The 24,920-nt window shown below is 53.2% G+C and carries 29 protein-coding genes; 20 read left to right on the top strand and 9 right to left on the bottom strand.

Features of this window, described 5'->3' with window-relative positions; all coding sequences use genetic code 11:
• Position 1: 1 nt before the first annotated feature.
• The 4 genes from NUS69_RS07035 to NUS69_RS07020 are packed head-to-tail and all read left to right on the top strand — an operon-like array spanning position 2 to position 3,247.
• Positions 2–271 (top strand): hypothetical protein, encoded by a 270-nt coding sequence (locus tag NUS69_RS07035; RefSeq protein ID WP_258083134.1) that lies wholly within the window; start codon positions 2–4, stop codon positions 269–271.
• A complete protein-coding gene (locus NUS69_RS07030) occupies positions 268–2,595 on the top strand; it encodes a DNA polymerase (RefSeq protein ID WP_258083133.1) in 2,328 nt (775 codons plus the stop codon). The genes NUS69_RS07035 and NUS69_RS07030 overlap by 4 nt, the downstream gene beginning before the upstream one ends.
• Positions 2,596–2,646: 51 nt before the next feature.
• Complete coding sequence (gene vapB, locus NUS69_RS07025) at positions 2,647–2,868, top strand: type II toxin-antitoxin system VapB family antitoxin (RefSeq protein ID WP_258085027.1); 222 nt, start codon at positions 2,647–2,649, stop codon at positions 2,866–2,868.
• The gene (locus NUS69_RS07020) at positions 2,855–3,247 is read left to right on the top strand and encodes a type II toxin-antitoxin system VapC family toxin (RefSeq protein ID WP_308686500.1); all 393 of its coding nucleotides are present in this window, start codon (positions 2,855–2,857) and stop codon (positions 3,245–3,247) included. Before vapB ends, NUS69_RS07020 begins: the two co-directional genes overlap by 14 nt.
• On the opposite strand, the gene NUS69_RS07015 is transcribed toward NUS69_RS07020, so the two are convergent.
• Genes NUS69_RS07015 through NUS69_RS07005 form a run of 3 tightly spaced genes read right to left on the bottom strand, consistent with a single transcriptional unit; the run spans position 3,244 to position 5,560 of the window.
• Positions 3,244–3,945 (bottom strand): HAD family hydrolase, encoded by a 702-nt coding sequence (locus tag NUS69_RS07015; RefSeq protein WP_258085025.1) that lies wholly within the window; start codon positions 3,943–3,945, stop codon positions 3,244–3,246. The two genes, NUS69_RS07020 and NUS69_RS07015, sit on opposite strands and share 4 nt — an antisense overlap.
• A gap of 40 nt (positions 3,946–3,985) precedes the next feature.
• On the bottom strand, positions 3,986–5,020 hold the full coding sequence (locus NUS69_RS07010) for a DUF3226 domain-containing protein (protein WP_258083132.1): 1,035 nt from the start codon (positions 5,018–5,020) through the stop codon (positions 3,986–3,988).
• The gene (locus NUS69_RS07005) at positions 5,021–5,560 is read right to left on the bottom strand and encodes a DUF2391 family protein (RefSeq protein ID WP_258083131.1); all 540 of its coding nucleotides are present in this window, start codon (positions 5,558–5,560) and stop codon (positions 5,021–5,023) included.
• Between the two features lie 64 nt (positions 5,561–5,624).
• Between NUS69_RS07005 and NUS69_RS07000 the strand changes: the two genes are divergently transcribed.
• The 5 genes from NUS69_RS07000 (at position 5,625) to NUS69_RS06980 (ending at position 11,282) form a co-directional block, all read left to right on the top strand.
• Positions 5,625–7,091 carry an S-layer protein gene (locus NUS69_RS07000; protein ID WP_258083130.1) on the top strand — a complete coding sequence of 489 codons (1,467 nt, stop codon included), beginning with the start codon at positions 5,625–5,627 and terminating at the stop codon, positions 7,089–7,091.
• A gap of 163 nt (positions 7,092–7,254) precedes the next feature.
• Positions 7,255–8,433: an MFS transporter gene (locus NUS69_RS06995; protein WP_258083129.1), complete on the top strand. Its 1,179-nt coding sequence runs from the start codon at positions 7,255–7,257 to the stop codon at positions 8,431–8,433.
• A gap of 34 nt (positions 8,434–8,467) precedes the next feature.
• Positions 8,468–10,693, top strand: coding sequence for a DHH family phosphoesterase (locus tag NUS69_RS06990; protein ID WP_258085024.1), 2,226 nt, complete (start codon positions 8,468–8,470; stop codon positions 10,691–10,693).
• Positions 10,694–10,772: 79 nt separating this feature from the next.
• Positions 10,773–11,027 (top strand): hypothetical protein, encoded by a 255-nt coding sequence (locus tag NUS69_RS06985; RefSeq protein WP_258083128.1) that lies wholly within the window; start codon positions 10,773–10,775, stop codon positions 11,025–11,027.
• 39 nt (positions 11,028–11,066) lie between these two features.
• Positions 11,067–11,282 (top strand): hypothetical protein, encoded by a 216-nt coding sequence (locus NUS69_RS06980; RefSeq protein WP_258085023.1) that lies wholly within the window; start codon positions 11,067–11,069, stop codon positions 11,280–11,282.
• Between the two features lie 39 nt (positions 11,283–11,321).
• Here the strand turns inward: NUS69_RS06980 and NUS69_RS06975 are convergent, their stop codons facing one another.
• The 3 genes from NUS69_RS06975 to NUS69_RS06965 are packed head-to-tail and all read right to left on the bottom strand — an operon-like array spanning position 11,322 to position 13,230.
• Positions 11,322–12,500: an MFS transporter gene (locus tag NUS69_RS06975; RefSeq protein ID WP_258083127.1), complete on the bottom strand. Its 1,179-nt coding sequence runs from the start codon at positions 12,498–12,500 to the stop codon at positions 11,322–11,324.
• Positions 12,501–12,503: 3 nt separating this feature from the next.
• Positions 12,504–12,794: a PadR family transcriptional regulator gene (locus NUS69_RS06970; RefSeq protein WP_258083126.1), complete on the bottom strand. Its 291-nt coding sequence runs from the start codon at positions 12,792–12,794 to the stop codon at positions 12,504–12,506.
• 49 nt (positions 12,795–12,843) lie between these two features.
• On the bottom strand, positions 12,844–13,230 hold the full coding sequence (locus NUS69_RS06965) for a PaaI family thioesterase (protein ID WP_258085022.1): 387 nt from the start codon (positions 13,228–13,230) through the stop codon (positions 12,844–12,846).
• A 98-nt stretch (positions 13,231–13,328) separates the two neighbouring features.
• Between NUS69_RS06965 and NUS69_RS06960 the strand changes: the two genes are divergently transcribed.
• The 5 genes from NUS69_RS06960 (at position 13,329) to NUS69_RS06940 (ending at position 16,899) form a co-directional block, all read left to right on the top strand.
• Positions 13,329–13,727, top strand: a complete 399-nt coding sequence (locus NUS69_RS06960) for a DUF2240 family protein (RefSeq protein ID WP_258083125.1) — start codon at positions 13,329–13,331, stop codon at positions 13,725–13,727.
• 93 nt (positions 13,728–13,820) lie between these two features.
• Positions 13,821–14,855, top strand: a complete 1,035-nt coding sequence (locus NUS69_RS06955; RefSeq protein ID WP_258085021.1) for a substrate-binding domain-containing protein — start codon at positions 13,821–13,823, stop codon at positions 14,853–14,855.
• Positions 14,856–14,894: 39 nt separating this feature from the next.
• Positions 14,895–15,602: an ABC transporter permease gene (locus tag NUS69_RS06950; protein ID WP_258083124.1), complete on the top strand. Its 708-nt coding sequence runs from the start codon at positions 14,895–14,897 to the stop codon at positions 15,600–15,602.
• Positions 15,599–16,318, top strand: a complete 720-nt coding sequence (locus NUS69_RS06945; protein ID WP_258083123.1) for an ABC transporter ATP-binding protein — start codon at positions 15,599–15,601, stop codon at positions 16,316–16,318. Before NUS69_RS06950 ends, NUS69_RS06945 begins: the two co-directional genes overlap by 4 nt.
• 44 nt (positions 16,319–16,362) lie before the next feature.
• Positions 16,363–16,899, top strand: coding sequence for a nicotinamidase (locus NUS69_RS06940; RefSeq protein WP_258085020.1), 537 nt, complete (start codon positions 16,363–16,365; stop codon positions 16,897–16,899).
• On the opposite strand, the gene NUS69_RS06935 is transcribed toward NUS69_RS06940, so the two are convergent.
• Complete coding sequence (locus NUS69_RS06935; RefSeq protein WP_258083122.1) at positions 16,835–17,878, bottom strand: AI-2E family transporter; 1,044 nt, start codon at positions 17,876–17,878, stop codon at positions 16,835–16,837. The two genes, NUS69_RS06940 and NUS69_RS06935, sit on opposite strands and share 65 nt — an antisense overlap.
• Positions 17,879–17,933: 55 nt before the next feature.
• On the opposite strand from NUS69_RS06935, the gene NUS69_RS06930 reads away from it, so the two are divergent.
• Positions 17,934–18,257 (top strand): hypothetical protein, encoded by a 324-nt coding sequence (locus NUS69_RS06930; protein ID WP_258083121.1) that lies wholly within the window; start codon positions 17,934–17,936, stop codon positions 18,255–18,257.
• Position 18,258: 1 nt separating this feature from the next.
• On the opposite strand, the gene NUS69_RS06925 is transcribed toward NUS69_RS06930, so the two are convergent.
• Positions 18,259–18,690 (bottom strand): hypothetical protein, encoded by a 432-nt coding sequence (locus NUS69_RS06925; protein ID WP_258083120.1) that lies wholly within the window; start codon positions 18,688–18,690, stop codon positions 18,259–18,261.
• Between the two features lie 65 nt (positions 18,691–18,755).
• Here NUS69_RS06925 and NUS69_RS06920 point away from each other — a divergent pair, with 65 nt between their 5' ends.
• Both NUS69_RS06920 and NUS69_RS06915 read left to right on the top strand, forming a co-directional pair.
• The gene (locus tag NUS69_RS06920) at positions 18,756–19,439 is read left to right on the top strand and encodes a DUF4152 family protein (protein ID WP_258083119.1); all 684 of its coding nucleotides are present in this window, start codon (positions 18,756–18,758) and stop codon (positions 19,437–19,439) included.
• Between the two features lie 48 nt (positions 19,440–19,487).
• Positions 19,488–19,841 carry a hypothetical protein gene (locus tag NUS69_RS06915; RefSeq protein WP_258083118.1) on the top strand — a complete coding sequence of 118 codons (354 nt, stop codon included), beginning with the start codon at positions 19,488–19,490 and terminating at the stop codon, positions 19,839–19,841.
• Here the strand turns inward: NUS69_RS06915 and iorA are convergent.
• Positions 19,838–21,742, bottom strand: coding sequence for an indolepyruvate ferredoxin oxidoreductase subunit alpha (gene iorA, locus NUS69_RS06910; protein ID WP_258085019.1), 1,905 nt, complete (start codon positions 21,740–21,742; stop codon positions 19,838–19,840). The genes NUS69_RS06915 and iorA overlap by 4 nt on opposite strands.
• Before the next feature lie 572 nt (positions 21,743–22,314).
• On the opposite strand from iorA, the gene NUS69_RS06905 reads away from it, so the two are divergent.
• The 3 genes from NUS69_RS06905 to NUS69_RS06895 are packed head-to-tail and all read left to right on the top strand — an operon-like array spanning position 22,315 to position 24,916.
• Positions 22,315–23,436 (top strand): PDDEXK family nuclease, encoded by a 1,122-nt coding sequence (locus NUS69_RS06905; protein ID WP_258083117.1) that lies wholly within the window; start codon positions 22,315–22,317, stop codon positions 23,434–23,436.
• Positions 23,437–23,483: 47 nt separating this feature from the next.
• A complete protein-coding gene (locus tag NUS69_RS06900) occupies positions 23,484–24,290 on the top strand; it encodes a hypothetical protein (protein WP_258083116.1) in 807 nt (268 codons plus the stop codon).
• Between the two features lie 20 nt (positions 24,291–24,310).
• Entirely contained in the window at positions 24,311–24,916 is a 606-nt protein-coding gene (locus NUS69_RS06895) for a hypothetical protein (RefSeq protein ID WP_258083115.1), read from the top strand.
• Positions 24,917–24,920: the final 4 nt, after the last annotated feature.

Genomic DNA, 24,920 nt, shown 5'->3' with positions numbered 1-24,920 from the left:
CATGGAAGAGGTTGACAGGTTGGTCTTCAACTTCCCTCTCTTCAAGGATTACCGGGAAAAAGAGCGATTCCTCAAGGTGGTAGGCCTCCTCGTAAGCCACCAGATAACGTTTGAGAAGGCGGCGGAGCTTTTAAACATGAAACTTGGTGAGCTGGCGTTTCTCCTCGACAAGCTCGGCGTCGAGTATTCATTCTTGGACGAAGAAGAGGCAAGGTTTGAGCGTGAGAGCGCCCAAATGGTTTTGAATCACCTGACTGGTGATGACTCATGATTCTCGACACCGACTACCTCACAGAGGATGGGAAGCCCGTCATTAGGATATTCAAGAAGGAGAACGGTGAGTTTAAGATAGAATACGACCGGAACTTTGAGCCGTACTTCTACGCGCTCCTGAAGGATGACTCAGCGATTGACGAGCTCAAAAAGATAACCTCCAGCCGACACGGGACGGTGGTTAAAGTCAAGCGCGCCGAGAAGGTGAAAAAGAAGTTCCTCGGCAGGCCGATAGAGGTCTGGGTTCTCTACTTCACCCACCCCCAGGACGTTCCGGCGATAAGGGACGAGATACGAAAGCATCCTGCCGTCGTTGCCATCTACGAGTACGACATACCCTTCGCCAAGCGCTACCTCATAGATAAGGGGCTAATCCCGATGGAGGGCGATGAGGAGCTTAAGATGATGTCCTTTGACATCGAGACTCTCTACCACGAGGGCGAGGAGTTCGGAACCGGGCCGATTCTGATGATAAGTTACGCCGACGAGGACGAGGCTAGGGTCATAACGTGGAAGAAGATAGACCTGCCATACGTTGACGTCGTCTCCACCGAGAAGGAGATGATTAAGCGCTTCCTCAAGGTTGTCAAGGAGAAGGATCCTGATGTTCTCATAACCTACAACGGCGACAACTTTGACTTTGCTTACCTAAAGAGACGGTGCGAGAAGCTCGGGATAAAGTTCACCCTCGGGAGAGATGGTTCTGAACCAAAAATCCAGCGCATGGGGGACAGGTTTGCGGTCGAGGTGAAGGGCAGAATACACTTCGACCTGTACCCCGTCATAAGGCGCACGATAAACCTTCCAACATACACCCTTGAGGCGGTTTACGAGGCAGTCTTTGGAAAGCCGAAGGGGAAGGTCTACGCCGAGGAGATAACCACCGCCTGGGAAACCGGCGAGGGGCTTGAAAGGGTCGCGCGCTACTCCATGGAGGACGCGAAGGTCACCTTTGAGCTCGGCAGGGAATTCTTCCCGATGGAGGCCCAGCTTTCTCGCTTAATAGGCCAGAGCCTCTGGGACGTCTCGCGCTCAAGCACAGGGAATTTAGTTGAGTGGTTCCTCCTGAGGAAGGCCTACGAGAGGAACGAGCTGGCACCGAACAAACCCGAGGAGAGGGAACTGGCGAGGCGGCGCGGGGGTTACGCGGGTGGCTACGTCAAGGAACCTGAAAGGGGATTGTGGGACAATATTGTGTACCTAGACTTTCGTAGTCTCTACCCTTCAATCATCATCACCCATAACGTCTCGCCGGACACACTAAACCGCGAGGGCTGTAGGGAGTACGACACCGCCCCACAGGTCGACCACCGCTTTTGTAAAGACTTCCCGGGATTCATCCCGAGCCTTTTGGGTTCCCTTCTCGACGAGAGGCAGAAGATAAAGAAGAAAATGAAGGCCAGCATAGACCCGCTGGAGAGGAAGCTTCTCGATTACAGGCAACGCGCTATCAAAATCCTCGCCAACAGCTTCTACGGCTACTACGGCTACGCCAGGGCGAGATGGTACTGCAAGGAGTGCGCGGAGAGCGTTACGGCGTGGGGAAGGGACTACATCGAGATGGTAATCCGCGAGCTTGAGGAGAAGTTTGGTTTTAAAGTCCTCTATGCCGACACCGACGGTCTCCATGCCACTATTCCCGGAGCAGACGCCGAGACGGTCAAGAAAAAGGCAATGGAGTTCTTAAAGTACATCAACCCCAAACTGCCGGGACTGCTTGAGCTGGAGTACGAGGGCTTCTACCTCAGGGGATTCTTCGTCACCAAGAAGAAGTACGCCGTCATAGACGAGGAGGGCAAGATAACGACGCGCGGGCTTGAGATAGTCAGGCGCGACTGGAGCGAGATAGCGAAGGAGACGCAGGCGAGGGTTTTAGAGGCCATACTGAGGCACGGTGACGTCGAGGAGGCCGTCAGGATAGTCAAGGAGGTAACGGAAAAGCTGAGCAAATACGAGGTTCCGCCGGAGAAGTTAGTAATCCACGAGCAGATCACCAGGGAGCTGAAGGACTACAAGGCTACCGGCCCGCACGTGGCCATAGCGAAGCGCCTCGCCGCAAGAGGCGTGAAAATCCGCCCCGGGACTGTCATCAGCTACATCGTCCTCAAAGGCTCAGGAAGGATAGGCGACAGGGCGATTCCGTTTGACGAGTTCGACCCAACGAAGCACAAATACGATGCAGAATACTACATCGAGAACCAGGTTCTGCCCGCTGTTGAGAGGATTCTGAAGGCATTCGGCTACAAGAAGGAAGACCTGCGCTACCAGAAGACCAGGCAGGTCGGTTTGGGGGCGTGGCTGAAGCCGAAGGGGAAGAAGTAGCCCGAAACCCTTTTATCTTTGCATTACAAACTGTGTTTCGAGGTGTATTACATGGCCATCGTTACCGTCCGCGTTCCCGACGAGCTGAAGCTCAAGATGAAGGAGCTCAACATCAACTGGAGCGAGGAGATAAGGGAGTTCATAAGGAAGCGCATAGATGAGATAGAAAGAAAGAGACGAATACAGGAAGCCTTAGAGCTTGCAAAGGCCAGCGGAAGCGTGAGCAGGGGTTTCGCAGCGAAGTCCGTGAGGGAGGACCGTGATAGTCATTGATGCCTCAGCCCTTGTGAAAGTCGTTTTGCAGGAGCCGGGTTGGGAAGAAGTACCAACGGAGCCACACGTGGCAACGCTCGACTATGCACTCGTTGAGGGCATGAACGCAATCTGGAAGGCAGTGCGACTCGGAGAGCTACTCATTGAGCAGGGAAAGGTTAAGGTAATCGTTCTTAAGACGTTAGGGAGTTCGATAACACTCTTTGAGGCGCACAACTTCTTCGAGAGGGGGCTGGAAATCGGCCTGAATGAAGGAATTACAATCTACGACGCCCTTTACATAGCCCTGGCCGAGGCGCTGAACGCGGAATTTCTGACTGCGGACGAGAAACAGTATCTAGCCGCCAAAAATTATGTAAATGCCAAGCTCCTTCGTTAACCTTTCTTTTCTATCCTCTCAAGTACCTCCAAAATCCCCTCAACGTCGGGAACCTCAAAGCCCCTCTCGTGGATTTTCCTGACCTCTTCGGCCTCGGGATTTATCCAGACCGCCCAGAGGCCGGTTCTCAGCGCACCCTCAAAGTCCTCGGCGTAGGTGTCGCCTATGTGAATCGCCTCGTCCGGCTCGATCCCAAAGACCCCCAGCGGTTTTCTGAACATTTCCGGCATCGGCTTGTAGGCGAGAACCTCGTCGGCGAAGAAGGTCTTGTCGATGTAGTTCATCAGCCCGAACCTTTCGAGCAAGAGACGAGTGTATGAACCCGGCCAGAACATCACGTTGCCAGTCACGGTGACCTTCAGGCCCTTTCTCTTAACGCCTTCAAGGGCTTCCTTTGCCCCCGGAAGGACTATATCGTCGCCGACCTTCAGGACGGCCCTCGCAGCGGCCCTTTTCACGAGCTCAACGTCCGTGCCCAAAAGCTCCGCCAGCAACTCCTGGCTCTCTTCGAGTGCCCTGGCTGGATTCCCTGCGGTTTTGGCCCTCATTCGCTTTATTCTCTCGCGGGTAAGCATCATCCCCTCGACGACGTCTACCAGGCACGTTCCCATCAGCTTGGAGAGCTCTACCGCCATTATATCTAGCATGACGTTGATGTCGAGGAGAGTGTTCCAGACGTCGAATGAAACGAGCTTCACCTTCACCACCATCTCGGTTTGAACAGGGAGAAATAAAAATTCAACGCCTTTCATTCTCCCTTCCCGCAAGATAAATGAGCCCCCTCATGAGGCCTGCTTCCCTCAGGACTGCCTTTAAGTTTCTGAAGCGTGAGCGCATGACGAACAGCTCGTAGAAGCCCTCAAGGTTGCCCCAGTGGCCGTAGGCGGAAAGGGCGAGGTACATAACCTCTTTGGGCTTGAGCTTCCTTCCGAGGCTCTCGTTTAATGCCCTGAGCCCCGGCTTTATCCTCTCCAAAAGGCCCTCCCTCGCTATGAGGTGGAGCATCAAGTCCTCGACGGTCGGCTTCTTCCATTCGATGATATCGTCCTCGAACGGCAGGCCGATTATCAGCGGAACCACCTCGGTTTTTCCTACGAGGTAGCCCATGGATGTTTTCCTGTGCTCGAAACCGGAGAGCTTTCCGGTTATAGAGGCTAGAGCCGCGTCTCTGTCCTCGTCGGTGTCGATGGCGACTCCAATTCTCTCAACCCGGAAGTCGAATACATCCATGGCCTTCAGGAAGTTCCCGAGGTTTCTTATGACACCGGAGTTTCCTTCGCTCGGTATGACTGCCACGTACCTCCCGTCCTCCTCCCTTTTCAGCAGGTCGAAGTTGTCACGCTCGAAGACGCGCTCGATGAACCTCAGGCTGTATGGGGCTTCCCTGCTCTCCTTGAACTCGAAGAGCTTCTTGAAGACCGCCTTGAAGAATTTGGAATCGGTCTTGCCCTCGACGAAGAGGACGCTTGTCTCGGCCATCTCCCCGGAGAAGCCACCGCGGACGTCGAAGTCGAGGTACTTCCTCAGCTCATAGACCTCTTTGAGGGTGAGGCTCTTTCCGGTGTCAGAATATACCAGGACGTTTTCCTCGCCCCTCCGGAACTTCCAGGCGATTAAATCGATGAGTTCAAGGCTCGCCGTAACTACGGTCTCTTCTCCTGTCAGGGAATCAACGAAGTCAATGAGTTCATCGCGGTTCCTCCTGTACTCCGGGAAGAGTATGGATTTTTCATCCGCGAACGCTTCCCACCTTTTTCCCGTTACGAGCCTCATTCACTTCACCATGTCAACGGTTATTGCGCCTATCACGGCGAAGGTGCTTATGAGTATGGTAGCGTTGAGGTACTGTCCTGCCGTGAAGTCGGCCAGGCTGTTTATTCCGTAGAGATATATCAACCCGGCGGAGATTATGTAGGCTATTCCCGTAACAGTAAGGAGCCTCTTTGGCACGTGAAACAGCTTCTCTCTTTCTAGATTTCCTATTCCGGATTTGACAATGAACAGGTACGCAACGCCAAGGGTCATTAGGAATACCAGAAGGGAGCGTTCAATCGAGATGTCCTTGGCTATCTCCCACAGCTCCGCCGTGAAGAGAAACGGGAGGGCAAAGGTGACCGCTCCAATGATCTCCTGAGCGATGTCGTCCCATCCGAGCTGATCTGGGGCTTTCCTCCTCTCATTCTCTCTTTTCAGCTCCTCGATGCTGGAGTAAAGCTCTTCAAGCTGTTTCTCCATTTTGGTTCGCCTTTCGTTTTCAATCCGGTGCTCAGGTTCGGGGTTCATCATCCGGTCAGCATTGGATTCACTCATCATCGCAGAAATGAGTTCCGGGGAAAGGTTATAAAGGTTGAGATGCACTTTAAATCGGTGATAAACGATGAAAAGGGCTTTGGCTCTGTTTATGGGCCTGATAGTTCTGGGCCTGCTCCTTACGCCGATTAACGCAGCGGTTACGGGAATCAATTCCTCCAACACGGTAATAGTTCTGCCCACGACCAAGATAGTCAATGGAGTGCCGCTTCACATAGGTGAGGACGCCATAACGGGTTCGAGACTCGGTGCTTTTCTTGTCCTCCAGGGCGTTTCTCAGGGAACGTACACGAAAACCGTCTCCATACCGGTTGAGTACCACAGCGTGCTCATTCCCGATGAGAACCAGACCTATAAGCTCAACTCCCGCGACATGCCCGATGTCGGGGTTAACGTTGGCGACGAGCCGGTTGGACATGGGGTAGTCATCCAGGTCAACTTCTCGCGCCTCGATTTCAACTCCACTAAAAAGGCTGCCGAGTTCACCGACAGGAGCGTGGAGATAATATTCAACGAGAACACGACCCCTCTCGACATCGGCGGTGACTACAAGGTTGTTGCCACAACCGTTGACGGAAAGGACACGATGTACTTCTATGCCTACACCGAGGTTGACTCCACCTCAAGCTCCCTCGGCGAGAGCTTGTCTGTTGGAAGCTGGAGCATGAAGTTCGTGGACATAAACATAAACCAGGAGGAAATGCTCATTGACCTAATCTATCCGAGCGGTATGATAAAACAGAAGACTATGGAGAAGGGGAGCTACTACATCATGTACGTTGATGCAAACGGGAACGAGGATTTCGAGACCTTCAGCACGTACCCATCTGTCAGAATCACCGAACTCCTTGAGAGGGGCGTTAAGGAGCTGTTCCTCTTTGCACCCACCGATTTCTTCGTTGGTGTCGGCGGAACCCTCATGGTCACCTACAACTACTGGTACTACGAGAAGGTCAAGCAGTACCAGGACGGTGACGTTTACAGTGGCCAGTGGGTCTGGGACATAGACCCGAGTAACAATCTCTACGTCCTCTACCTTCACGTCAACGAAAGCGCCGGTTTCAAGAGGGTCTTCATCGGCGAAGGGGCAACGCTTAAGTTGCCCACTAACTGGGGCCTTGAGATAGTCCCCGTCTTCACAAAGAACAATGACGGTGAGATAGTCGGGATCGAGGGCTACCGCTTCATCCGTGTTGCCTCGGTGACCAAGAAGGTCTCCATAACCGCGCCCAAGATTGAGGCGACTGATGACGTCTACAAGTTCATAATCGAGGACACCCAGCTCAAGGACTTTCCAGCTGACAAGAACGTCATAATAGTCGGGGGATGGGTGAGCAATAAGGCCTGGGCGCTTTTGGAGCAGGCCTACGGAAAGGATACCGTCGATGCCATCAAGTCCGAGATAGAGCAGAAGGGGTATGTGATAAAGGAGCTCAAGAACCCGAACAACCAGAACTACAAGGTCATAATCCTCGCAGGAAAGACGTACGCCGAGACGAGACTGGCTGTCGAGAAGTTCATGGAAGAAATGTGAAATCTTATTTTATCATCATGTTTTTCTAATTTTACGCCCTTTGATTCGAGCAAGGAATAAGCCGTATTTTTGATTTAAACGCTGAGTAATCGTTTGTTTTTTTAATAAACTTTTCGGTTGGATAGGAGGTAAGTTTATATACTCGACAGCGGTCTGAACGTTCATGTCGCTGCAGAACTACAGGGGATTCAGTAAGGATGCATGGTTGCTCGTCGCATACTCATTCATCTCCTGGCTCGGGGGCAACATAGCGTGGTTCATCTTCCCGTTTTACCTGAGGTCGCTCGGCTTCAGCTACACCGACATCGGGATAGTCTTCTCCATGTCCACCATAGCCCAGGCCAGCGTTCTCCTGTTTTCCGGCCCCCTCGGTACGAAGATGGGCTATAAAAAAGCGGTTCTCCTGGGCGTTTCCCTGATGTTCCTCGGCAGGCTGGTTCAGGTGACCTACCCCACGATACTCCTTCTGACCCTCGGCGGCGTTCTTGTGGGCATCGGCATGGCCTTTGAAAACCCATCATACATGGCACTGCTGAGCGGCGAGGTGAGCGACGAGAAGAGGCACTACCTCTTCAGCCTCTCCTCTGCTATGGGGACCATAGGCTCAGCCGTCGGTCTGATCCTGGCCGGCTTCCTGCCCAGATACATCTCATACAGGGATGTCTTTGCATTGGTTCTCGTAATAATCCCCTTGAGGTTTCTCCTGGTGCTGTTTGTAAGGTCCGTTCTGGCCGAGACAGAGAAAAAGCTGAGGCTTGACCGGGACCTTCTCGTGAGGATAGGGCGCTTCGCACTTCCGAGTGCGCTCATAGGCCTAGGTGCTGGGGTCACAATTCCGTATGTTGGCCTATGGTTCAACGGGCGCTTCGGGACGAGTCTGGAGAGTATCGGATGGCTGTTCGCCTTCCAGCAGTTTATCATGGGCCTGGGCACCTTTCTGCTTCCGATGATAGCCGACAGGTTCGGTAGTGTCAAAACCATAGTGTCTTTCAACGGGAGCGCAAGCATCCTCATAGCGGCGATGCCCTTCTCCCCGACCTTCCTCATAGCCGCGGCCATCTACACCGTAAGGACGATCCTGATGAACATAGTCAACCCGATCTGGAACTCCTTTATGGTGGGCTTCTTCAAAAAGGAGGAGCGTTCAACGGTCATGGCCCTCAACAACCTCTCATGGACTGCTACCTTTGGAATCGGTCAGTACATAGGGGGCAGGCTCTTTGATCTCTCCCTCACCTGGCCGTTCATGATAACCGCACTGCTCTACGGCCTCTCAATGGTTGTGTTCTGGGGCTTCTTCGGTAAGGCGGAGACAAAAGGTTATAAGCCGGAGCCGGCCTAGGTCTCTCAGACGAGAGGTTTCTAGGGTGATGCTCATGGTGGTTAAGGACTGTCCCGAGTGCCACGGAACCGGGAAAATCAAGGCCGGCGAGAAAGAATGTCCCGTCTGCGAGGGCTGGGGATACGTTCCCGCTGATTTCAAAGTGGGAGACAAGCTTAAGGGCTACAGAAATCTCGACTACCTCGGCGTTGAGGACGAGGTGGATGAGATACCCTGTCCAGAGTGCCACGGTAAGGGTGTGGTTCCTGTTTACGACACCTGTCCCACGTGTGGCGGAAGCGGCCGCGTCCTCGCCTGCGATATCTGTGGCAAAGTGAAGGAACCGTGGGAGCCGGGTATGGAGACCACATGGGTCTGCTCGGAATGCATGAGGAAGTACAAGGTCGTCTACATCCTGGACAAGACCTGCGACCTGGAAGACATAGAGGTCGGAAACGTCTACAAGGGGACAATTGACAGGGTAGAGCGCTTTGGAGTCTTTGTCAGGTTAAATCCGCACGTAAGGGGTTTAATAAGGCGTAAAGACCTTCTCGGTGGCAGGGAATATAAGCCCGGTGAGGAGATACTGGTCCAGGTTCTCGATGTTAGGCCCGATAAGGGCGAGGTGGACTTCATCGAGTCGGCGCTCAAACACTACAAGACCGTAACCGTCAGAAAGGAGCTCCCGGTAACTCTCATCGGAGAGCTGAGCAAGGACGTGGCAGGTCAGACGGTCAGGCTTCGCGGTAAGGTGACCCAGATACAGGTGACCGGCGGCCCAACGGTCTTCACGATAACAGATGGAACCGGAATAACGTGGGCGGCCGCCTTTGAGGCCCCTGGTGTCAGGGCATATCCGAAGGTAAACGTCGGTGACGTCGTCGAGATAATAGGCAAGGTTGCCTTCCACTCGGGCGAGATACAGATTGAGGTCAGCGACATGGCCAGGCTGTGGGGGCCCGAGGCGGCGGAGGTGAAGAGGCGTATAGAGGAGGAACTTGACAGGCGTGCCCAGCCACAGGACGTCGGCTTCCTGGTGGAGAGCGAGGTTTTAGAGAAGCTCAAGCCCAAGATAATGAAGGCGGCATTCATGATACGCAGGGCGATATACGAGGGCAGGCCTATCCTCTTGAGGCACCACGCCGATGCCGACGGCTACACCTCTGGCCTAGCCCTTGAGTATGCGATAGTTCCGCTCATCGAGGAAGTCTCGCCGGATTCGGGGGCCAGGTGGAAGCTCTTCAAGAGGAGGCCGAGCAGGGCGCCCTTCTATGAGCTGGAGGATGTGCTCAAGGACATAATATTCATGGTCGAGGATCACGAGAAGTTCGGCGACCCACTCCCGCTGGTTGTTATAGTGGATAACGGCGGAACGAGCGAGGATATCCCGGCGTACAGACGTATAAGGGCCTACGGTGTTCCAATAGTTGTGATAGACCACCACGACCCGCGTGAATGGGTGAGCGAGGATAAGGCCAAGGTCGATGACTACGTTGATGTGCACGTCAACCCGCACCATATAAAGCGCGGCTACTACGAGCTCACCGCCGGGATGCTGGCAACGGAAGTTGCTCGGTTTATCAACCCTGAAGTTGAGGACAGGATAAAGCACCTGCCTGCCATAGCCGGAACCGGCGACAGGAGCAAGGCCCCGGAGTTCTACCAGTACCTTGAGATAGCAAAGAAGGCAAAGGGCCTCGACGAGGATGACCTCAAGAAGATAGCCGAGGTGATAGACCATGAGGCCTTCTACTGGAAGTTCATGGACGGGCACGGCGTAATAGACGAAATACTCCTCCTCACTGGAAACCTCCAGAGGCACCGCGAGCTGATAAACGCGATCTATCCCGAGGTAAAGGAGAAGCAGGAGAAGGCTTTGAAGGCTTCACTGCCCCACGTCAAGAGCGTAGTCCTGCCCAACGGGATAAGGTTCAACACTATAGACATCGAGCTCTTCGCCCCGAAGTTTTCTTATCCCTCCCCGGGCAAGCTCTCCGGCCTAATCCACGACCACTTCAAGGAGAAGTACGGTGAGGACGCGCCGATACTGACTTTAGCTTACGGTCCGGACTTTGCAGTTGTGAGAGCCGCCGACGGCATGGCAGCTTACGGCTTCGACCTCAACGAGATAATCCCGAAGCTCCAGGAGGCCCTGCCGAGCGCAGGGATAGAGGGAGGCGGCCACAGTTATGCAGGTTCGATAAAGTTCTTCGAGGGCATGCGCAAGGAGGTCCTTGAGGAGTTCGCCAAGCAGGTTCTCAAGCTGAAGAAAAAGGACTGACGGAGTTTTTCTTTTTCTAGGCAATCTTTTTTAACCCCCCCGACTACCCATTGATATAAGGACATCTGGAGGAATGTTGATGAGGATAGTTCTTGAGGTTACCTTTAGAATGGGGGGCGTTTCTTACCGCGGCCACCGCTGGGAGGACGATGCGCTAGTTTTCGAGTTCGAGAGGCTCGGCGATGCCTTCATTCAGGTCCTCAGCACGAGGAAGGTTGAGGAAGAGGTTGAGAAGGCTCCGGAGAAGGTTCTCGTTGAGCTGAGGACGAAGGAAGGCGGCAAGATCTTCGAGGCTGGAGAGGTTGACGGGATTTACCGGGCAGTGGAGCCTTAGGTTTTTATAGTTCCCCTCCAACTTTCTGCGGTGATGGCCGTGTACATGGCGGAGTTCAAGCTTCGCTTCGGAGATATGAAGTGGTACGTCAGGAGGATCATAGAGGCGTCTTCACTTGAGGAGGCGGAAGAAATAGCCGAGCGCTATGCAAAGGCTATGAACAAGGGCGAGGTCAAGTGGGAGCTCAGCTACATCATTGAAGCCGAGAGACCTCTTCTCGTTGGAAAGGAGGAGCTAGAGAAGCTAGAGGCATGAACTGGCCTTCTTATCTTTTCTACAATGAAATTGGGGGAGCTATTCCTCCACGATGGTCATTAGAACCATGGCAATGACGTTCATCAAAGCCGCAAAGGTGAAGGAATACGCCAGGGAGTAGCTCCCCCAGAGCCAGCCCGCTATCACCGATGCCGGAAGGACAAAGATTCCGAAGACGGTGTGGTATGCACCTATTATGGTGCCCTTCTCGTATTCCCTCGCCAGATCCGCCATGTACGCCCTTGGAACCGTGTCCTCGATGGCGATGTAGATGCCGTAGAGCACGAAGGCCGCTATGAGCGTGTAGAGATTCCTCGCGTAGGCGAAAGCCAAGGCCGCTAAAGCCGCAACGCCAAATCCGAGGGTTATCATCCTCTTCTTGCCGAACCTGTCCGAGTAAACCCCTAAGGGATAGGCCGAGAGGGCGTAGATGAGGTTGAACAGCGCGTAGAAGGCTATGCTTTGAACCACGGAGTAACCGAGCTCCTGGGCCTTCCACATCATGAAGGCGTAGCTGTATCTCCCCAGCGCCCCAATGGCAACGACGGCAAGGAAAAGCTGGAGGTTTCTGTTTTTCAGCGTGGATATGCCCCTTATCTTCTTCTTAACCTCACCGCCCCTGTCCTTCACGAAGAGGATTATGACGAACAGAGATATCGCTCCCGGAAGGGCCGAGAGCAAAAAGATGTAGCGGTAGGCCGTTTCCGCCGGAAGGCTCTTCAGGAGCTCGATGAGGCCTATGGTAACGAGCGGACCGGCGACGGCTCCAAGGGTGTCCATCATTCGGTGGAAGCCGAAGGATTTGCCGGTCTTTCCCTTTTCAGTAGATTCGGCTATAAGCGCGTCCCTAGGGGCGGTTCTTATCCCCTTGCCTATCCTGTCGAGGGCCCTCAGTAGGAGGAAGTCCCACCAGTAGCGGGTTAGCGCTAGAGCTCCTTTGGCCAGGGTCGAGAGGGCGTAACCGGCGAAGACGAATACCTTCCTCTTTCTAAAGCGGTCGCTCACGTAGCCGAAGGCCACCTTGAAGAGGGAGCTCATGCTCTCTATTGCTCCCATGACGGAGCCGCTGAGGAGCTTTCCGGCGTCGAGGACCTCCATCAGGTAGCTCGGCATCACGGGCATTATCATTTCGCTGCTCATATCGTTGAGGAAGCTGACGATCCCGAGAAGGAAGACGTTCCAGCTAACGCCGAAGATTTTCTTTTCCCTTTCTTCCATCGTTCATTCCCCCAGGAGTTCCGTGCAGAGCTCCTTCAGCTTTTTCTTGCCCTCTTCCAGTGTCTCTTTCCCCGCCTCGGTTATCTCGTAGACCCTAGCCCGCCTGCCGTCCCTTACCTCCCAGTGGCTCCTTAGGAGGCCTTCCCTTTCGAGGGAGTGGAGGAGAGGGTACATCGTCCCCGGGCTGATGCTGTAACCGTGTCTCTTGAGCTCTTCCATCAGGAATGAACCTGTGACGGGTTCCTCGTTCGCGTGATGGAGAACGTGTAGCGTTAGGAAGTCCCGGTACTTCATATCTAACACCGATATCGGAATACGATATCAAGGCTTAAAAAATTTTGGCTCATTCGAGCACGTGCTTCTCCAGAACGTAGCAGTGGAAGGTTCCCTCGAAGACTTTCTCGTTCTTCTCGTTGAAGACCTCTGCCTTTACTATCTTCTTCCTCCCGAGGTCTTCGCTCACTTCGGCCTTGGCGGTCAGCTTTTCACCGACCTTGACTGGCTTCAGGAACTTGACATCGGCCTTCCCGAGAACGACCGTCGGCTCGTTTACCGCGAGTATTGCCGCGTAGTCGGCCAGTCCGAAGGTGAAGCCGCCGTGAACGAGCCCGTATTCATCAACCGCCATCTCTTCCGTCGTCTCCAGAAGGACCTCCGCGTAATCCTTCTCAATTTTCACGGGTTTTCCAACCAATTTTTCAGAGGTCAGCCTGTGAGTCCTCTGCTCCATCGGCATCACCGTTTAGAGTTCTCGCGGGTGCTTAAACATCTAACGGAGTTATGCAAAGGTTTATTTATTCCAGCGCCCTAAAAAAGTTAGGTGGTTGCGTGCACCCGATAAAACGCGCGGTTGAGTATAAGGGCTCCCTTGAGTTCACCCGGAGCGAACTCGTGGGGATACTGGCCTTCAGCCTCCGTCTTATGGACGTGAAGAGCGCGAAAGAACTCATAGCGAAGTCCCTGGAGGAGGGAGTCCTTGAGGAAAAGGACGGCCTTCTGGTCGTTAACAAAGCCCTGCTAGCGGAGGAAGAAGTTGAAAAAGACCTTTTCAATGAAATGGTCTCTTACATAGCCGAGTCCCTCGGCTGGGAGAGGGAGGAGGTCATCGAGGGAATAAGATCCATGCGCGAGCGCTACGGCGACCTGGACGAGAAGGTTCTGGCTTACCTCTTTGGGATGGACAAGGGCGTTGATATGTCCCGGTTCAGGGACAGGCTTGAGCTTTAGCCTTAATTTTTTCGGCAGGTTGTTAAACAAAATTGCTTAAAATGGACAAAAATGTTTATAAATTCTGTCTTCGTCCAGCTAACGGTGGGCACTATGAATAAGAGGGTAAACACACTTGTTTTGCTGGTTCTGCTCCTAACTGGGCTTTCCTACGGATGCATAGGGAGTACCAACGGAACTCAAACGGCGACAGAGAAGCCCAAGGTTCTTACGATTTCAACCACCACCAGCCTCTACGATACCGGAATCCTTGAGAACGTGGTTGCACCGATTTTCAAGGAGAAGTACAACATAGAGCTCCGCTTTATCCCCAAGGGAACCGGTGGGGCGATTCTCGATGCTAAAAGCGGTGCCAGCGATGCCATACTCGTGCATGCACTTCCAAAGGAACAAGCCTTCATGGAGGAGGGCTACGGCGTGAACAGAAAGGTCTTCGCGTACAACTTCTTCGTAATAGTCGGCCCGAAGGACGACCCTGCCGGAATAAGGGGCCTGAGCGTTTCCGAGGCGCTCAAGAAGATCGTCGAGTACGGCAGGGCCCATCCGGATAAAATCGTCTGGGTCTCAAGGGACGACGGTTCGGGAACCAACACGAAGGAGATAGCCCTGTGGGAGAAGGCGGGCTTTGATTTCAACGAGCTGAAGAACGAGAGCTGGTTCGGAACCACCGGTGCTGGAATGGGCAACACGCTCCTATACACGAGCGAGAGAAAGGCCTACACCCTCTCGGACATAGGAACCTACCTCAAGTACCAGAAGGAGGGCAAGATAAACCTGGACGTCCTCGTTGACAAGGGGGAGGAGCTCATAAACGTCTACGCTATAATCATAATCAACCCGAAGAAGATACCCGGCAAGGACTTTGAGGATGCCATGCTCCTGGCTGAGTGGCTGACCAGTGAGGAGGGTCAGAAGGCCATAGCCGAGTACGGAAAGGAGGAGTTTGGAAGGCCCCTGTTCTACCCAGCCGTTCCGGTCCTCAAGAGCGAGCAGGGGGATGTCTTCAAGTGGATCCTCAAGTACGGCTTCATGAAGGACGGGGATAAATACACCGAATGCCCCGAGAAGTTCAGGTACAACGCCACCTACGACTTCTTCGAGTTCCCGGCCTCGGTGGTTGGGGGCTAAGCCTTTTATTTCTTCCCTCCATCTCCGGGTGGATGACAGATGGCATGGGACTACATAATCCAGGGATTTTCAGAGGCGGTGAAGCTGATAGACGACCCCTACGTGATAGAGATAGCCCTCCGTTCCATCAAGGTCTCCGGTGTAGCGACACTGATGGCAGTGGCGTGGTCTCTGCCGATTTCAGTGCTCCTCGGCCTGAAAGATTTCCCCGGCAAATGGCTGGTTAAGACCCTGATAAACGGGCTCATGGGAGTCCCGACCGTTATCTGGGGCCTGGTGCTCTACCTGATGTTCGTCCCCCTCGGACCGCTCGGTTCTCTCGGCCTTCTCTACACGGAGATGGGGATAAGCGTCGGTCAGGCCCTCCTGATAACCCCGATAATCATGAGCATAGTCGTGAACTCACTGGAGTCTATAGAGGGTGAGGTGAGAGAGCTGGCCTTAACGCTCGGTGCCGATGAGATACGTGCATCCTTCCAGGTGGTCAGGGAGAGCGTCGGGGGAATAGTTCTGGCCATCATAGCTGCATTCAACAGGGCCATAGCCGAGCTCGGCATAGCCCTCATGATCGGCGGCAACATCTACGTCAAGGGTGGCGTTTACAACACCAGGGTTCTTACCACGGCAATACAGATGTACACCGTCAGGGCAGAGATGAGCGTGGCCATAGCGCTGGGCATAATCCTCATGGGCATAGTCCTTGCCGTAAACCTGCTTTCAAACCTCGTGCGGAAGTGGTTGGAATGATAGTGAGGGTCGAGAACTTAGTCAAAAGCTACGGAGACCACAGGGCGCTGAATGGAGTTAGCCTTGAGGTCAAAAAGGGCGAGATATTCTGCGTCATGGGACACAGCGGTGCCGGAAAGACCACCCTCCTGCGGATTTTAGCTCTGCTTGAGAGGCCCGACTCGGGTGAGTACGTTTTCGATGGGAAGCCCGTCAACTGGAGCCGGCCGGGGGAGCTGAGAAAAAACATCACCATGGTGTTTCAGACTCCGGTAATGTTCAACACGACGGTTTTCAAGAACATAGCCTACGGCCTGAGGCTGAGGGGCTACCCCAAGGCCGAGATTGAGAAAAAAGTGCTAGAGGTGCTCTCCCTCGTGAGGCTTGAGGGCTACGAGAACAGGAAGGCCAAAACGCTGTCCGGTGGGGAGAAGCAACGCGTCGCCATAGCGAGGGCAATAGTCCTTGAGCCGAAGCTCCTCCTGATGGACGAGCCGACCGCTAATCTTGACCCAACGAACTCGGCCATAATAGAAGACATCGTAAAGGAGGTTACCAAGGAGAACGGCACGACGATAGTCTTCTCGACCCACAACATGTTCCAGGCGAAGAGGCTCGCCGACAGGGTCGCCCACATGTACGCTGGAAGGATAGTTGAGGTGGGGAAAACGAGGGATGTCTTTGAAAACCCGAGGAACGAGCTGACCCGGAAGTTCATAAACGGTGAGCTGTTCTGATAAGGGTTTTAACCTTTTCCGCGAATCTATTCTCGGTGAGGCAGATGCCCGAGGAGGCCCTTATAGTTGTTGACATGCAGAGGGATTTCATGCCGGGGGGAGCATTACCCGTTCCTGAGGGCGACAGGATAATTCCCCGGTGCAACCGCTACATCAAAGCCTTCATGGAGAGGGGGGCGCTGATAGTTGCCACCCGCGACTGGCACCCCGAGAACCACATCAGCTTTAGAGAGCGTGGCGGCCCTTGGCCGAAGCACTGCGTCCAGAACACTCCAGGTGCCGAGTTCGTGGTGGAACTTCCGGCCGATGCGGTGATAATATCCAAGGCGACGGAGCCGGATAAAGAAGCATACTCCGGCTTTGAGGGCACCGAGCTGGCGGAGATACTTAAAAAGCGCGGGGTTAAAAGGGTCTACATCTGTGGCGTTGCGACCGAGTACTGCGTTAAAGCAACGGCCCTTGATGCCGTCAAACACGGCTTCGAGACGTATCTCCTCAGGGATGCGGTGAAGGGAATCAACCCACAGGATGAGGAGCGGGCTTTGGGGGAGCTTGAGAGTGCCGGTGTGAAGGTTCTTTAGAGACCACCCTCTTCCATTCTTTCAGAAGAACCAGGAGAAGGTTGAGAACTATCGGGCCGATTATCAGGCCCTTCACCCCCATGGCCCAGGTTCCGCCTATCATCCCTATGAAGACCAGGGTTTCGTCTAGGTTTGTATCCTTAGCCACCATCATGGGCCTTATAGTGTAGTCCGGCATTGGCGAGACCAGCAGGAAGCCGTAGAGGGATATCCCGACCGCGTGCAGGTACATGCCCTCCCTGGCGAAGTACGCCGCGGCGATAAGCCATATCATCCAGCCCTCAAAGAGGGGGACGAAGGAGAAGATGAACGTCAGGAAGCCCGCAACTATCGCCGTATATACATCGGAAACCCCGAAAGCTATGAAGCCCAGTGTCATGAGCACGCCCTTAACGACATTGAGGATGAGCCACGCCCTCACGAGTGCTCCAAGGGTCTTGTTGAGGCTCTCCAGTATCTCCTCCCCCAGGTGGCGGTTTCTCTCGGGTATCGCCAGCCGTATTTCCTCCGCTATCTCCCTGGAAAAGGCGAGCGCGTAATAGAACGTGAACAGAAAGACAACGAGCTGGAGAAGGTACATGGGGAGCGAGAATGCCTGCCTCGATATGTAGTCCGAAAGCCGGGGAACCAGCTGATTGAAGAAGTTCTGGAGAAAGTCGAGAACCTCGGGGGGCAGTGGCTGTGTCATCAGCCACCTGAAGAAATCGACAATACTGTGGTAGAAGGACGATGCAACCTGAACCGATATCATGAGGATCTCGAAGGTAACGATACTTCCAAGACCGAGCATCCCCACCGTAAGAAGGAGGGCCGATTTCATTCCTCCAATCCTGGGGCTCAGCCGCCGGTGGATTGGATGGGCCGCGTAGGCCAGAATCAGTCCGAAGAATATCGGTGTTATCAGCGGACTGATTGCCTTCCACGTAATGTAGATTATTATGAGCACCGTGGCCGCCCAGACCAGTTTTCCTGCCCTCATAGTCCCTCGACAGGTTTATTAGGTCTCTCCTTATAAACCATGCGTGGTGGGAGGAATGGAAGCGGAGCTTATGGAGAAGGTTCTGGCATACATACGCCGTGCAGATTACTATCTGGAGGAAAGGCGGTTTGATATGGCCTACAATGCCTACATGGACGCCCTCTACACCATCGGTGCATACCTCGTTTATCTTGATACTGGCCTTCTCATGTCTGCCCGGGAGATGGAAGGGATTCTGAAAAGCAGGCATCCCGAAGTTTATGGCGTTATATCACGGTACGCCGGGATTACGGGCTTCGATGAAGAAACAGTGGGTTCTCTGGGAGAGGAGGTAAAGAGGCTTAGGGAGTCCCTGCCCGGTAAGAGAGGTAATAGATGACTCAGCGGGTGGAGATCGAAGACAGCATCTTTTCCTCCTCGTTCCTGCTCCTTCTGCAGTCCATAACTGCACCTTTGAGAGTCCTTGCCAGTCCTTCGTTTCCGTATAGAGTGACCAGAACTATACCCCCATCGCGTGGATGGAAGGTTATGTAGATAATGCCCTTCTCCCTGACTTCTATCCCGGAGGGAACCATCTTCAGGAGAAAAGCTCCGCTCTTGCCATTTCTGTTCCATATCCCGGTTATCTCCAGCATGCCCCGGGAATAGAACACGTTGAGAAACGGGAGCGGATCCACAGTGGGCGTCATGGGATACGTGCCCATTTTGTACAGGACGACCTTTCCCCGGGCGGTTCCAAGAAACACTGAACCGCAGAGGCCGTCTATGTAAGAACCCAAAGCTTCATAAACTACACCGCCTGACCCATCCAACGCTATCACCGCTATACATTTGGCTTCCGTTGTATATTGGTAATTGGTCCTTAACGGTGGTTGCGATGAGGATAGTCGCCGCTGACACGGGTGGTGCTCTGCTGGATGAGGGTTACAATCCCATAGGCCTGATAGCTACCGCCGCGGTTCTCGTGGAGAAGCCATACAGGACGGCAACGCTGAGCATCGTTAAGTACGCTGACCCATTCGGCTACGACATGAGCGGAAGACAGGCCGTTCGGGAGGAGGCTTTCTTAGCCGTTGAACTCGCGAGGAAAGTTAAGCCCGATGTGATACATCTCGACTCGACCCTCGGCGGAATCGAAGTCAGAAAGCTCGACGAGCCGACGATAGAGGCACTCACGATAACAGACCGGGGTAAAGAGGTCTGGAAAGACCTGGCTAAAGACCTTCAACCGCTGGCAAAGAAGTTCTGGGAGGAGACGGGGATAGAGATGATCGCGATAGGCAAGTCCAGCGTTCCTGTGAGGATAGCGGAGATTTACTCTGGAATATACACCGCAAAGTGGGCTATCGACTACGCCAGAGAGAACGGCAGGGCTATCGTTGGTCTCCCGAGGTATATGAAAGTCGAGATACGCTCCGGGAAAATCTACGGCGAGAGCCTTGACCCCCGTGAGGGCGGCCTCTTCGGGGAAATCGAGGCAAACACTGAAGGGGTCGGCTGGGAGCTCTATCCGAACCCCCTCGTGAGGCGCTTCATGGTGCTGGAAGTGTGGAGGGAGTGATGGCAAAAACTTAAAAGCGTTACATGCATACTTTTGCTAGGGGTAACAATGGAGCCGTGGTCTGCCATTATCTACACCCTCCTGATGCTGGTTCCCGTGGGGATATCATCGGTAATGGCCAGTGGTCTCTACTGGTTCTTCCACGACCCGTTTTCTAGCGTGGGAAGTCTTGATTACCTGGGTCCTGAAAACTGGAGGTTTATCCGGAACGGTGCGATGAGACTTTTCCTCCTTTTCTCAGCCGGCATCTGGATTCTCTATCTGGTGGATACCAATATAGGGACAGTTATCGGCTTTTTCCTTCTCATAACCTACTTTCTCCTCTTCTACGCGATAATCTCGGACGAGGTTGAAGATGCAAGAAGGGAAAGAGAGGGTGGCTGGCGCTATGGCTGGTATTAGCTCTTCTCCAGCTCGCTCGGGAATTTTATGGCATCGAACGGGCAGAGCTGGTTGCAGACGCCACAGCCGGTGCAGAGCAGGTTGTCTATCCTCACCTTGTTCGTCTCCGGGTCGTAAACGAGCGCCGGACAGCCGGTTAAGAGGATGCAGGCTTTACAGCCGGTGCACTTCTCCTCGATGACGAGCGGTATCTCGCCTATCTCACCGCGCCTTATGACAGGGATGACGCACTCCTGTTTCGCTATTATTACCGCCGGCCCTTCAACCTTCATGGCCTCTTTGATGGCCTCCCTCGTGGCCTTGAGGTCGTAGGGGTCAACGGTTTTGACGTACTTGACACCCAGAGCCTTGACGAGGGCCTCGATGTCTATCTCGTTGAACCTCCTGCCGGTTTCACTGCCTCCGGTTCCGGGGTGGGGCTGGTGGCCGGTCATTGCGGTGGTTCTGTTGTCGAGTATCATAACTAAGACGTTCAGGTTCTTGTAGACGGCATCGACCAGCGGCTGGATTCCGTTGTGGAAGAACGTTGAATCGCCGATGGTGGCTATCACCTTCTTGTTCAGCGCCACGCTCTGGCCGTTGGCAAGGCTTATGCTCGCCCCCATAACGTACTCCGTCCAGATGGCTTCAAGCGGCGGAAGGAGCGACAGTGCATAGCAGCCTATGTCGCCGTGAATCGGGACGCTGTATCTTCCGAGCTTCAAATCCCTCAAAGCGTCGAGGGCTGCTCTGTAGCTTCCCCTGTGCGGACAGCCGGGACACATCACCGGGGGCCTCTTCGGGGCGAGGCTTTCGGCGTATTTAACTTCCTCGGGCTTCTCGTAGGTCTCACCCTCTTCGCCCATCAGCCCCAGAAGGGCATTCCTCACAAGGGAAGGCGTCAGCTCCCCCTCAAGCGGGAAGTGGCCGGTTCTCTTGCCGTAGATTGGGACGCTGAGGCCTGCCTCGTAGGCCGCTATCTTGACCTCTTCCTCAAGGAACGGGGCACCGTCCTCTATAACCACCGCGAACTCCACGCTCTTGAGGAACTCAACCACGAGCCTCCTCGGGAGAGGGTGGGGGGTCGAGAGCTTGAGTATTTTAAAATCTCCCTTTATCTTTGGCAGAGCCTCGCGCACGTAGTTGTAGGGCGCGCCCTCGACGATTATCCCAATCCTTCCCTCGCCCTCGACCCAGTTGAAGGGCATCGAGCTGAACTCCTCCTCTATCTTTGTCAGGGTCTCGTTCAACCAGCGGTGCCTCTTCCTGTTGCCCTCCATGCTGGCTCTAACGTAGCGCTCAATGTCCTTCTTGAAGACCGGCTTTCGGTTCAGCTCGACGAACTCGCCGACTTCAACATCTGCAGTCGTGTGGTTTACCCTCGTGGTTGTCCTGAAGATGACTGGGACTTTATACTTCTCGCTCAGCTCATAGGCGTAGATGATTAAATCGTGGGCCTCCTGCGGGTCGGCAGGCTCAAGGACGGGCAAAAGTGAGATTTTTCCATAATACCTGTCGTCCTGCTCGGTCTGGCTGGTGTGCGGCCCGGGGTCGTCGGCGACGAGGATGACCAAACCACCCTCAACGCCGGAATATGCTAAACTCATCAGCGGGTCGGCCGCGACGTTGAGACCGACGCATTTCATGGTAACGAGCGCCCTGAGGCCTGTGTATGCAACGCCGGCCGCTTCCTCAAGGGCAACCTTCTCGTTGGGCGCCCACTCTGCGAATACCTCGGGCTTCAGATGGGCTATGGTCTCAATTACCTCCGTTGAAGGAGTCCCGGGATAACCTGTCGCAAAGACAACACCGCTCTCAAGGGCTCCGTAAGCTATGGCCTCGTTGCCCATGAGAAGTTTTTTCTCGCGCTTCTTGGTCTTGAGCTCGGTTGAGTCAGAAGGATAAGCCTTAACTGCCTCCACAATGACCACCGTAGTTTCTTTGCAGAGGGGGTTAAAACTCTACCTTCAGAAAAGTGTCAATGAAAATCGAAAAATTTTCGGAAATCACCGTTGCTTTTTCTCGTTCTTGGTGTAGTAGACCCTGTTGTAAGTCCGGACGAACGTTCTCGACATAGTCTCCGAGCGCCATCCCCTGGGTGCCATTATGAAGAGAACCCAAGGATGAACGCCACCACAGTGATAACGCCGGCAACCGGTGCGTAATCTGAGAAGCCCCAGAACATGATGAGAAACGGAACGCTGATTACATTTTCTTCCGAAAGCCTTGCCCTTCAGGGTGGGAGGTCAGTCACAGTTTGGGCTTCTCCAAACCCACTCTTTCCCTTCCTTTCTCGAACTTTGGGAGGTTGGACTGTTTCCCGGTAGGTTAATCCATATTCGGGTAGGGTTTCTGGCTTCTGGCGGTTCTTTAATTGTCCTGTTTTGGCGGTTGTAATTTGGTGTTCCAATAGTGAAGTAGTTCAATTTCAATTGTCATTGCCTTGTTAATATTAAAAATAGTAAATTTTTTAAGGTTTGGATTTATTATCCATATGAACAGCGTTGGAGGTGAACTCATGGGTTGGAAGAGGTTTTTTGCTCTAGCCTTGGTGGTGCTCTTCTTGGGAATGACGGTCAGTGGAGCTAGTGCCACGGCAAGCTTCGTTAACGCGACGGTGAACAGTACAGTAACGGTTCCGCAGGAGTTCAGTCCGGAGAAGGGGCCAAGAGATGAGGTTCAGCCTCAGGCTGTTCCGGGAATTGTCCTGGTAATAGGTGCAATCCTCGTGGACAATGCGTTAAGTCTTGCTATCGAACATTACGTCTCTCCTGAGGCAGCAATGGCGTATGATGCACTATCCACTATTCTTGCTCCAGATCCAACAGACATCGTTCGCGGTGGAAAATGGGGAATCAAGATACTCGCGAAGGACGGGGATGAAATATCCAGATTTTCAATGGGCATCGTAAAGGACTACCTGGGACATAAAATAATGGTTAGGGAATTCACGAAAGTCAGCAAAGAAAACGCCAGGTGGGTTGTAAATGAACTGGGCAAGCAGTACCTCGAGGAGATAGGCGAGAAATACGTAAAAAGGCGTGGCATGGACTTTGATGAGGTTGTTGATAGCCTCAAAAGGATCAGGAAGTGGTTAACTAACAAGAATGCATTTAAGGAGGTTATTCGCCGAGACTGGGACGTTGAGAAGCTTGAAGAAGTACTTAACGATGCAAGCAGCGTTAAACACGGAGGAAGCAAACTCATTGGGGCCATTAATAGAGACTTAAAAAAGAAGAAAACCCTGGGTCCACTCTACGAGGCGGAAGTGGTTAGCTACCTCAAAAAGAATGGGTGGACAATAAAAGAAGTCGAGAAAGAGATTAGAGACGCATCGGGAAGAACTCTAACGGAGGTTGACATCATAACCAAGAAAGGGTCAGATATCGTGCTGATAGAGTGCAAGAGAAACGCACATAAAATAAGCGAGGAACAGCTTGCAAAGTACGCTGAGTACGCCATCAATAATGGAATCAGAAAGATTGAGGTGTACTTCTCCGAGGGAGCTGACAGCCCCGCGTCTTATTACTACTACAAATATCGCCTGCCAAAAGAGATAAAGTCCAAGTTCGGAGTGGACGTTGAAGTATTCTACTTGGCTTCAGAATTCGACTGAACCTGTTTCTTTATTTTCCATTATGAATGAATCATGGGGGGAGTGGTATGGGAACCACGTATTATACACTTGCCGTGTTTGATAAGCCCTGGAGGGAAGTGCTTGAGAACCTCTCCCGCGAGTTCAGGTACACTCGCGAACTCGCGTACCAGCGGGAGGACAGGGAAAAGGACCTGCGGTTCCTGTTTGATATGAGGGGATTCAAGCTGGTAGAGGTGGGGAACATTGACTATCCAATGAAGACAATACCAGAGTGGGGAGGGTTAATAGCCCTGGCCAATGTTGAAACATACTCGAGAGAAAACACAACGCTCGTCCAGATTGAGGCATGGACAAGCGGATGGATGTTTGTCTTGAGTTCCGAAGTAATGAAGTTTCTCAGAAAGCTGATGAGGGCTGGGGCGGTCCTCATCTGTGGTTACACGGACGACCATGATTTCAGAGATGCAGGCTTTAAAGAGGATAACCAGTTCCTCTTCTACGAATGGTTGGTTGGGGAGGTGGAAAAAGGAAAACTGGAAGCCGTCCCTTCTGGCTTCACTTTAGTAAAAGGGGAACTCCTGAACCTCGATGATGGACTTTATGAGCTGGAGCCTAGGCCAGGTGAGAGTGAGAAGGAGTACGTCTTGATAAAGAGTCTGGGAGAAGATAAGGTTCTGGTTACGATAAAAAGGGACAACCTGAGAGATGACGAATGTTACCGGGACCTTCTTGAGGACAGGGCATGGTTCAGTCTCAGTCTAACAGATTTGAGAATAAAACGCATTGGAAAGAGGGTCGAGGATGAATTCCTCATGAAGAGAGCTGAAAAATATTTCAAAACCCAAATTGGGATAAATCACATGTCGCTGTGAGGCATGATTATTGAAAGGTGATGACAGTGGGAGTTGACCACTACCTCCTCTTCGTTTTTGAACAAACTCCCGAGCGCGTAGAAGAGTTCCTGAGGAGAGAGTTCAGGGCGAGGTTTGACCCCGATAATACCGATAAGTGGACAAGAGCTGAGATAATGTATCTCAGGCGGAAAGGAATCCTGAAAAAGAGCTTTGACCTCATCAGCTCGGGATACCTGTGGTTTAAACAACCTCTGCAGACAGTGAGGGGAGGGTTCATAGAAGGGGCGGATTTTAAAATTTATCTGGCCGGCTGGTTCTCCGTCCTTGAACTCCACCCCAACCCGAGAGGCTGGTGGTGGGACGTTTACAGCCACGAGCTGATGAGATTTTTGACAGTCTTCATGAATGGGGAGGCATTACTTATTTCGGGGTACCAGGATGATATCGATTTAACAGACCTGGGGCTTGAGTACGATAACTATTACTTCCTAATTGACCGGCTGGTGGAACTACTTGGGCTTGGGGAGCTCCAGATTCTCCCTTCAGCGTTTTCGGTGATTAAAAGGGGCTCATTGGGCGGGATGACGGGCTTTATGCCCTTGAAAAGAAAAATCCGGAAGAATGGGACGCCTATGTGCTCGTAAGGAG

It is taken from the genome of Thermococcus thermotolerans, from assembly GCF_024707485.1.
GTDB lineage: Archaea > Methanobacteriota_B > Thermococci > Thermococcales > Thermococcaceae > Thermococcus > Thermococcus thermotolerans.
Note: the sequence above shows the minus strand (reverse complement) of the source record. Positions and strands in the feature narration are given on the sequence as shown.

Bases quoted from the DNA above. Each gene is read 5' to 3' on its own strand.
- NUS69_RS07035 (WP_258083134.1), top strand. From the start codon at position 2: ATGGAAGAGGTTGACAGGTTGGTCTTCAACTTCCCTCTCTTCAAGGAT.
- NUS69_RS07030 (WP_258083133.1), top strand. From the start codon at position 268: ATGATTCTCGACACCGACTACCTCACAGAGGATGGGAAGCCCGTCATT.
- vapB (WP_258085027.1), top strand. From the start codon at position 2,647: ATGGCCATCGTTACCGTCCGCGTTCCCGACGAGCTGAAGCTCAAGATG.
- NUS69_RS07010 (WP_258083132.1), bottom strand. From the start codon at position 5,020: ATGAGGCTCGTAACGGGAAAAAGGTGGGAAGCGTTCGCGGATGAAAAA.
- NUS69_RS07005 (WP_258083131.1), bottom strand. From the start codon at position 5,560: ATGATGAGTGAATCCAATGCTGACCGGATGATGAACCCCGAACCTGAG.
- NUS69_RS07000 (WP_258083130.1), top strand. From the start codon at position 5,625: ATGAAAAGGGCTTTGGCTCTGTTTATGGGCCTGATAGTTCTGGGCCTG.
- NUS69_RS06995 (WP_258083129.1), top strand. From the start codon at position 7,255: ATGTCGCTGCAGAACTACAGGGGATTCAGTAAGGATGCATGGTTGCTC.
- NUS69_RS06990 (WP_258085024.1), top strand. From the start codon at position 8,468: ATGGTGGTTAAGGACTGTCCCGAGTGCCACGGAACCGGGAAAATCAAG.
- NUS69_RS06985 (WP_258083128.1), top strand. From the start codon at position 10,773: ATGAGGATAGTTCTTGAGGTTACCTTTAGAATGGGGGGCGTTTCTTAC.
- NUS69_RS06975 (WP_258083127.1), bottom strand. From the start codon at position 12,500: ATGGAAGAAAGGGAAAAGAAAATCTTCGGCGTTAGCTGGAACGTCTTC.
- NUS69_RS06970 (WP_258083126.1), bottom strand. From the start codon at position 12,794: ATGAAGTACCGGGACTTCCTAACGCTACACGTTCTCCATCACGCGAAC.
- NUS69_RS06965 (WP_258085022.1), bottom strand. From the start codon at position 13,230: ATGGAGCAGAGGACTCACAGGCTGACCTCTGAAAAATTGGTTGGAAAA.
- NUS69_RS06955 (WP_258085021.1), top strand. From the start codon at position 13,821: ATGAATAAGAGGGTAAACACACTTGTTTTGCTGGTTCTGCTCCTAACT.
- NUS69_RS06950 (WP_258083124.1), top strand. From the start codon at position 14,895: ATGGCATGGGACTACATAATCCAGGGATTTTCAGAGGCGGTGAAGCTG.
- NUS69_RS06945 (WP_258083123.1), top strand. From the start codon at position 15,599: ATGATAGTGAGGGTCGAGAACTTAGTCAAAAGCTACGGAGACCACAGG.
- NUS69_RS06940 (WP_258085020.1), top strand. From the start codon at position 16,363: ATGCCCGAGGAGGCCCTTATAGTTGTTGACATGCAGAGGGATTTCATG.
- NUS69_RS06935 (WP_258083122.1), bottom strand. From the start codon at position 17,878: ATGAGGGCAGGAAAACTGGTCTGGGCGGCCACGGTGCTCATAATAATC.
- NUS69_RS06930 (WP_258083121.1), top strand. From the start codon at position 17,934: ATGGAAGCGGAGCTTATGGAGAAGGTTCTGGCATACATACGCCGTGCA.
- NUS69_RS06920 (WP_258083119.1), top strand. From the start codon at position 18,756: ATGAGGATAGTCGCCGCTGACACGGGTGGTGCTCTGCTGGATGAGGGT.
- NUS69_RS06915 (WP_258083118.1), top strand. From the start codon at position 19,488: ATGGAGCCGTGGTCTGCCATTATCTACACCCTCCTGATGCTGGTTCCC.
- NUS69_RS06905 (WP_258083117.1), top strand. From the start codon at position 22,315: ATGAACAGCGTTGGAGGTGAACTCATGGGTTGGAAGAGGTTTTTTGCT.
- NUS69_RS06900 (WP_258083116.1), top strand. From the start codon at position 23,484: ATGGGAACCACGTATTATACACTTGCCGTGTTTGATAAGCCCTGGAGG.
- NUS69_RS06895 (WP_258083115.1), top strand. From the start codon at position 24,311: ATGACAGTGGGAGTTGACCACTACCTCCTCTTCGTTTTTGAACAAACT.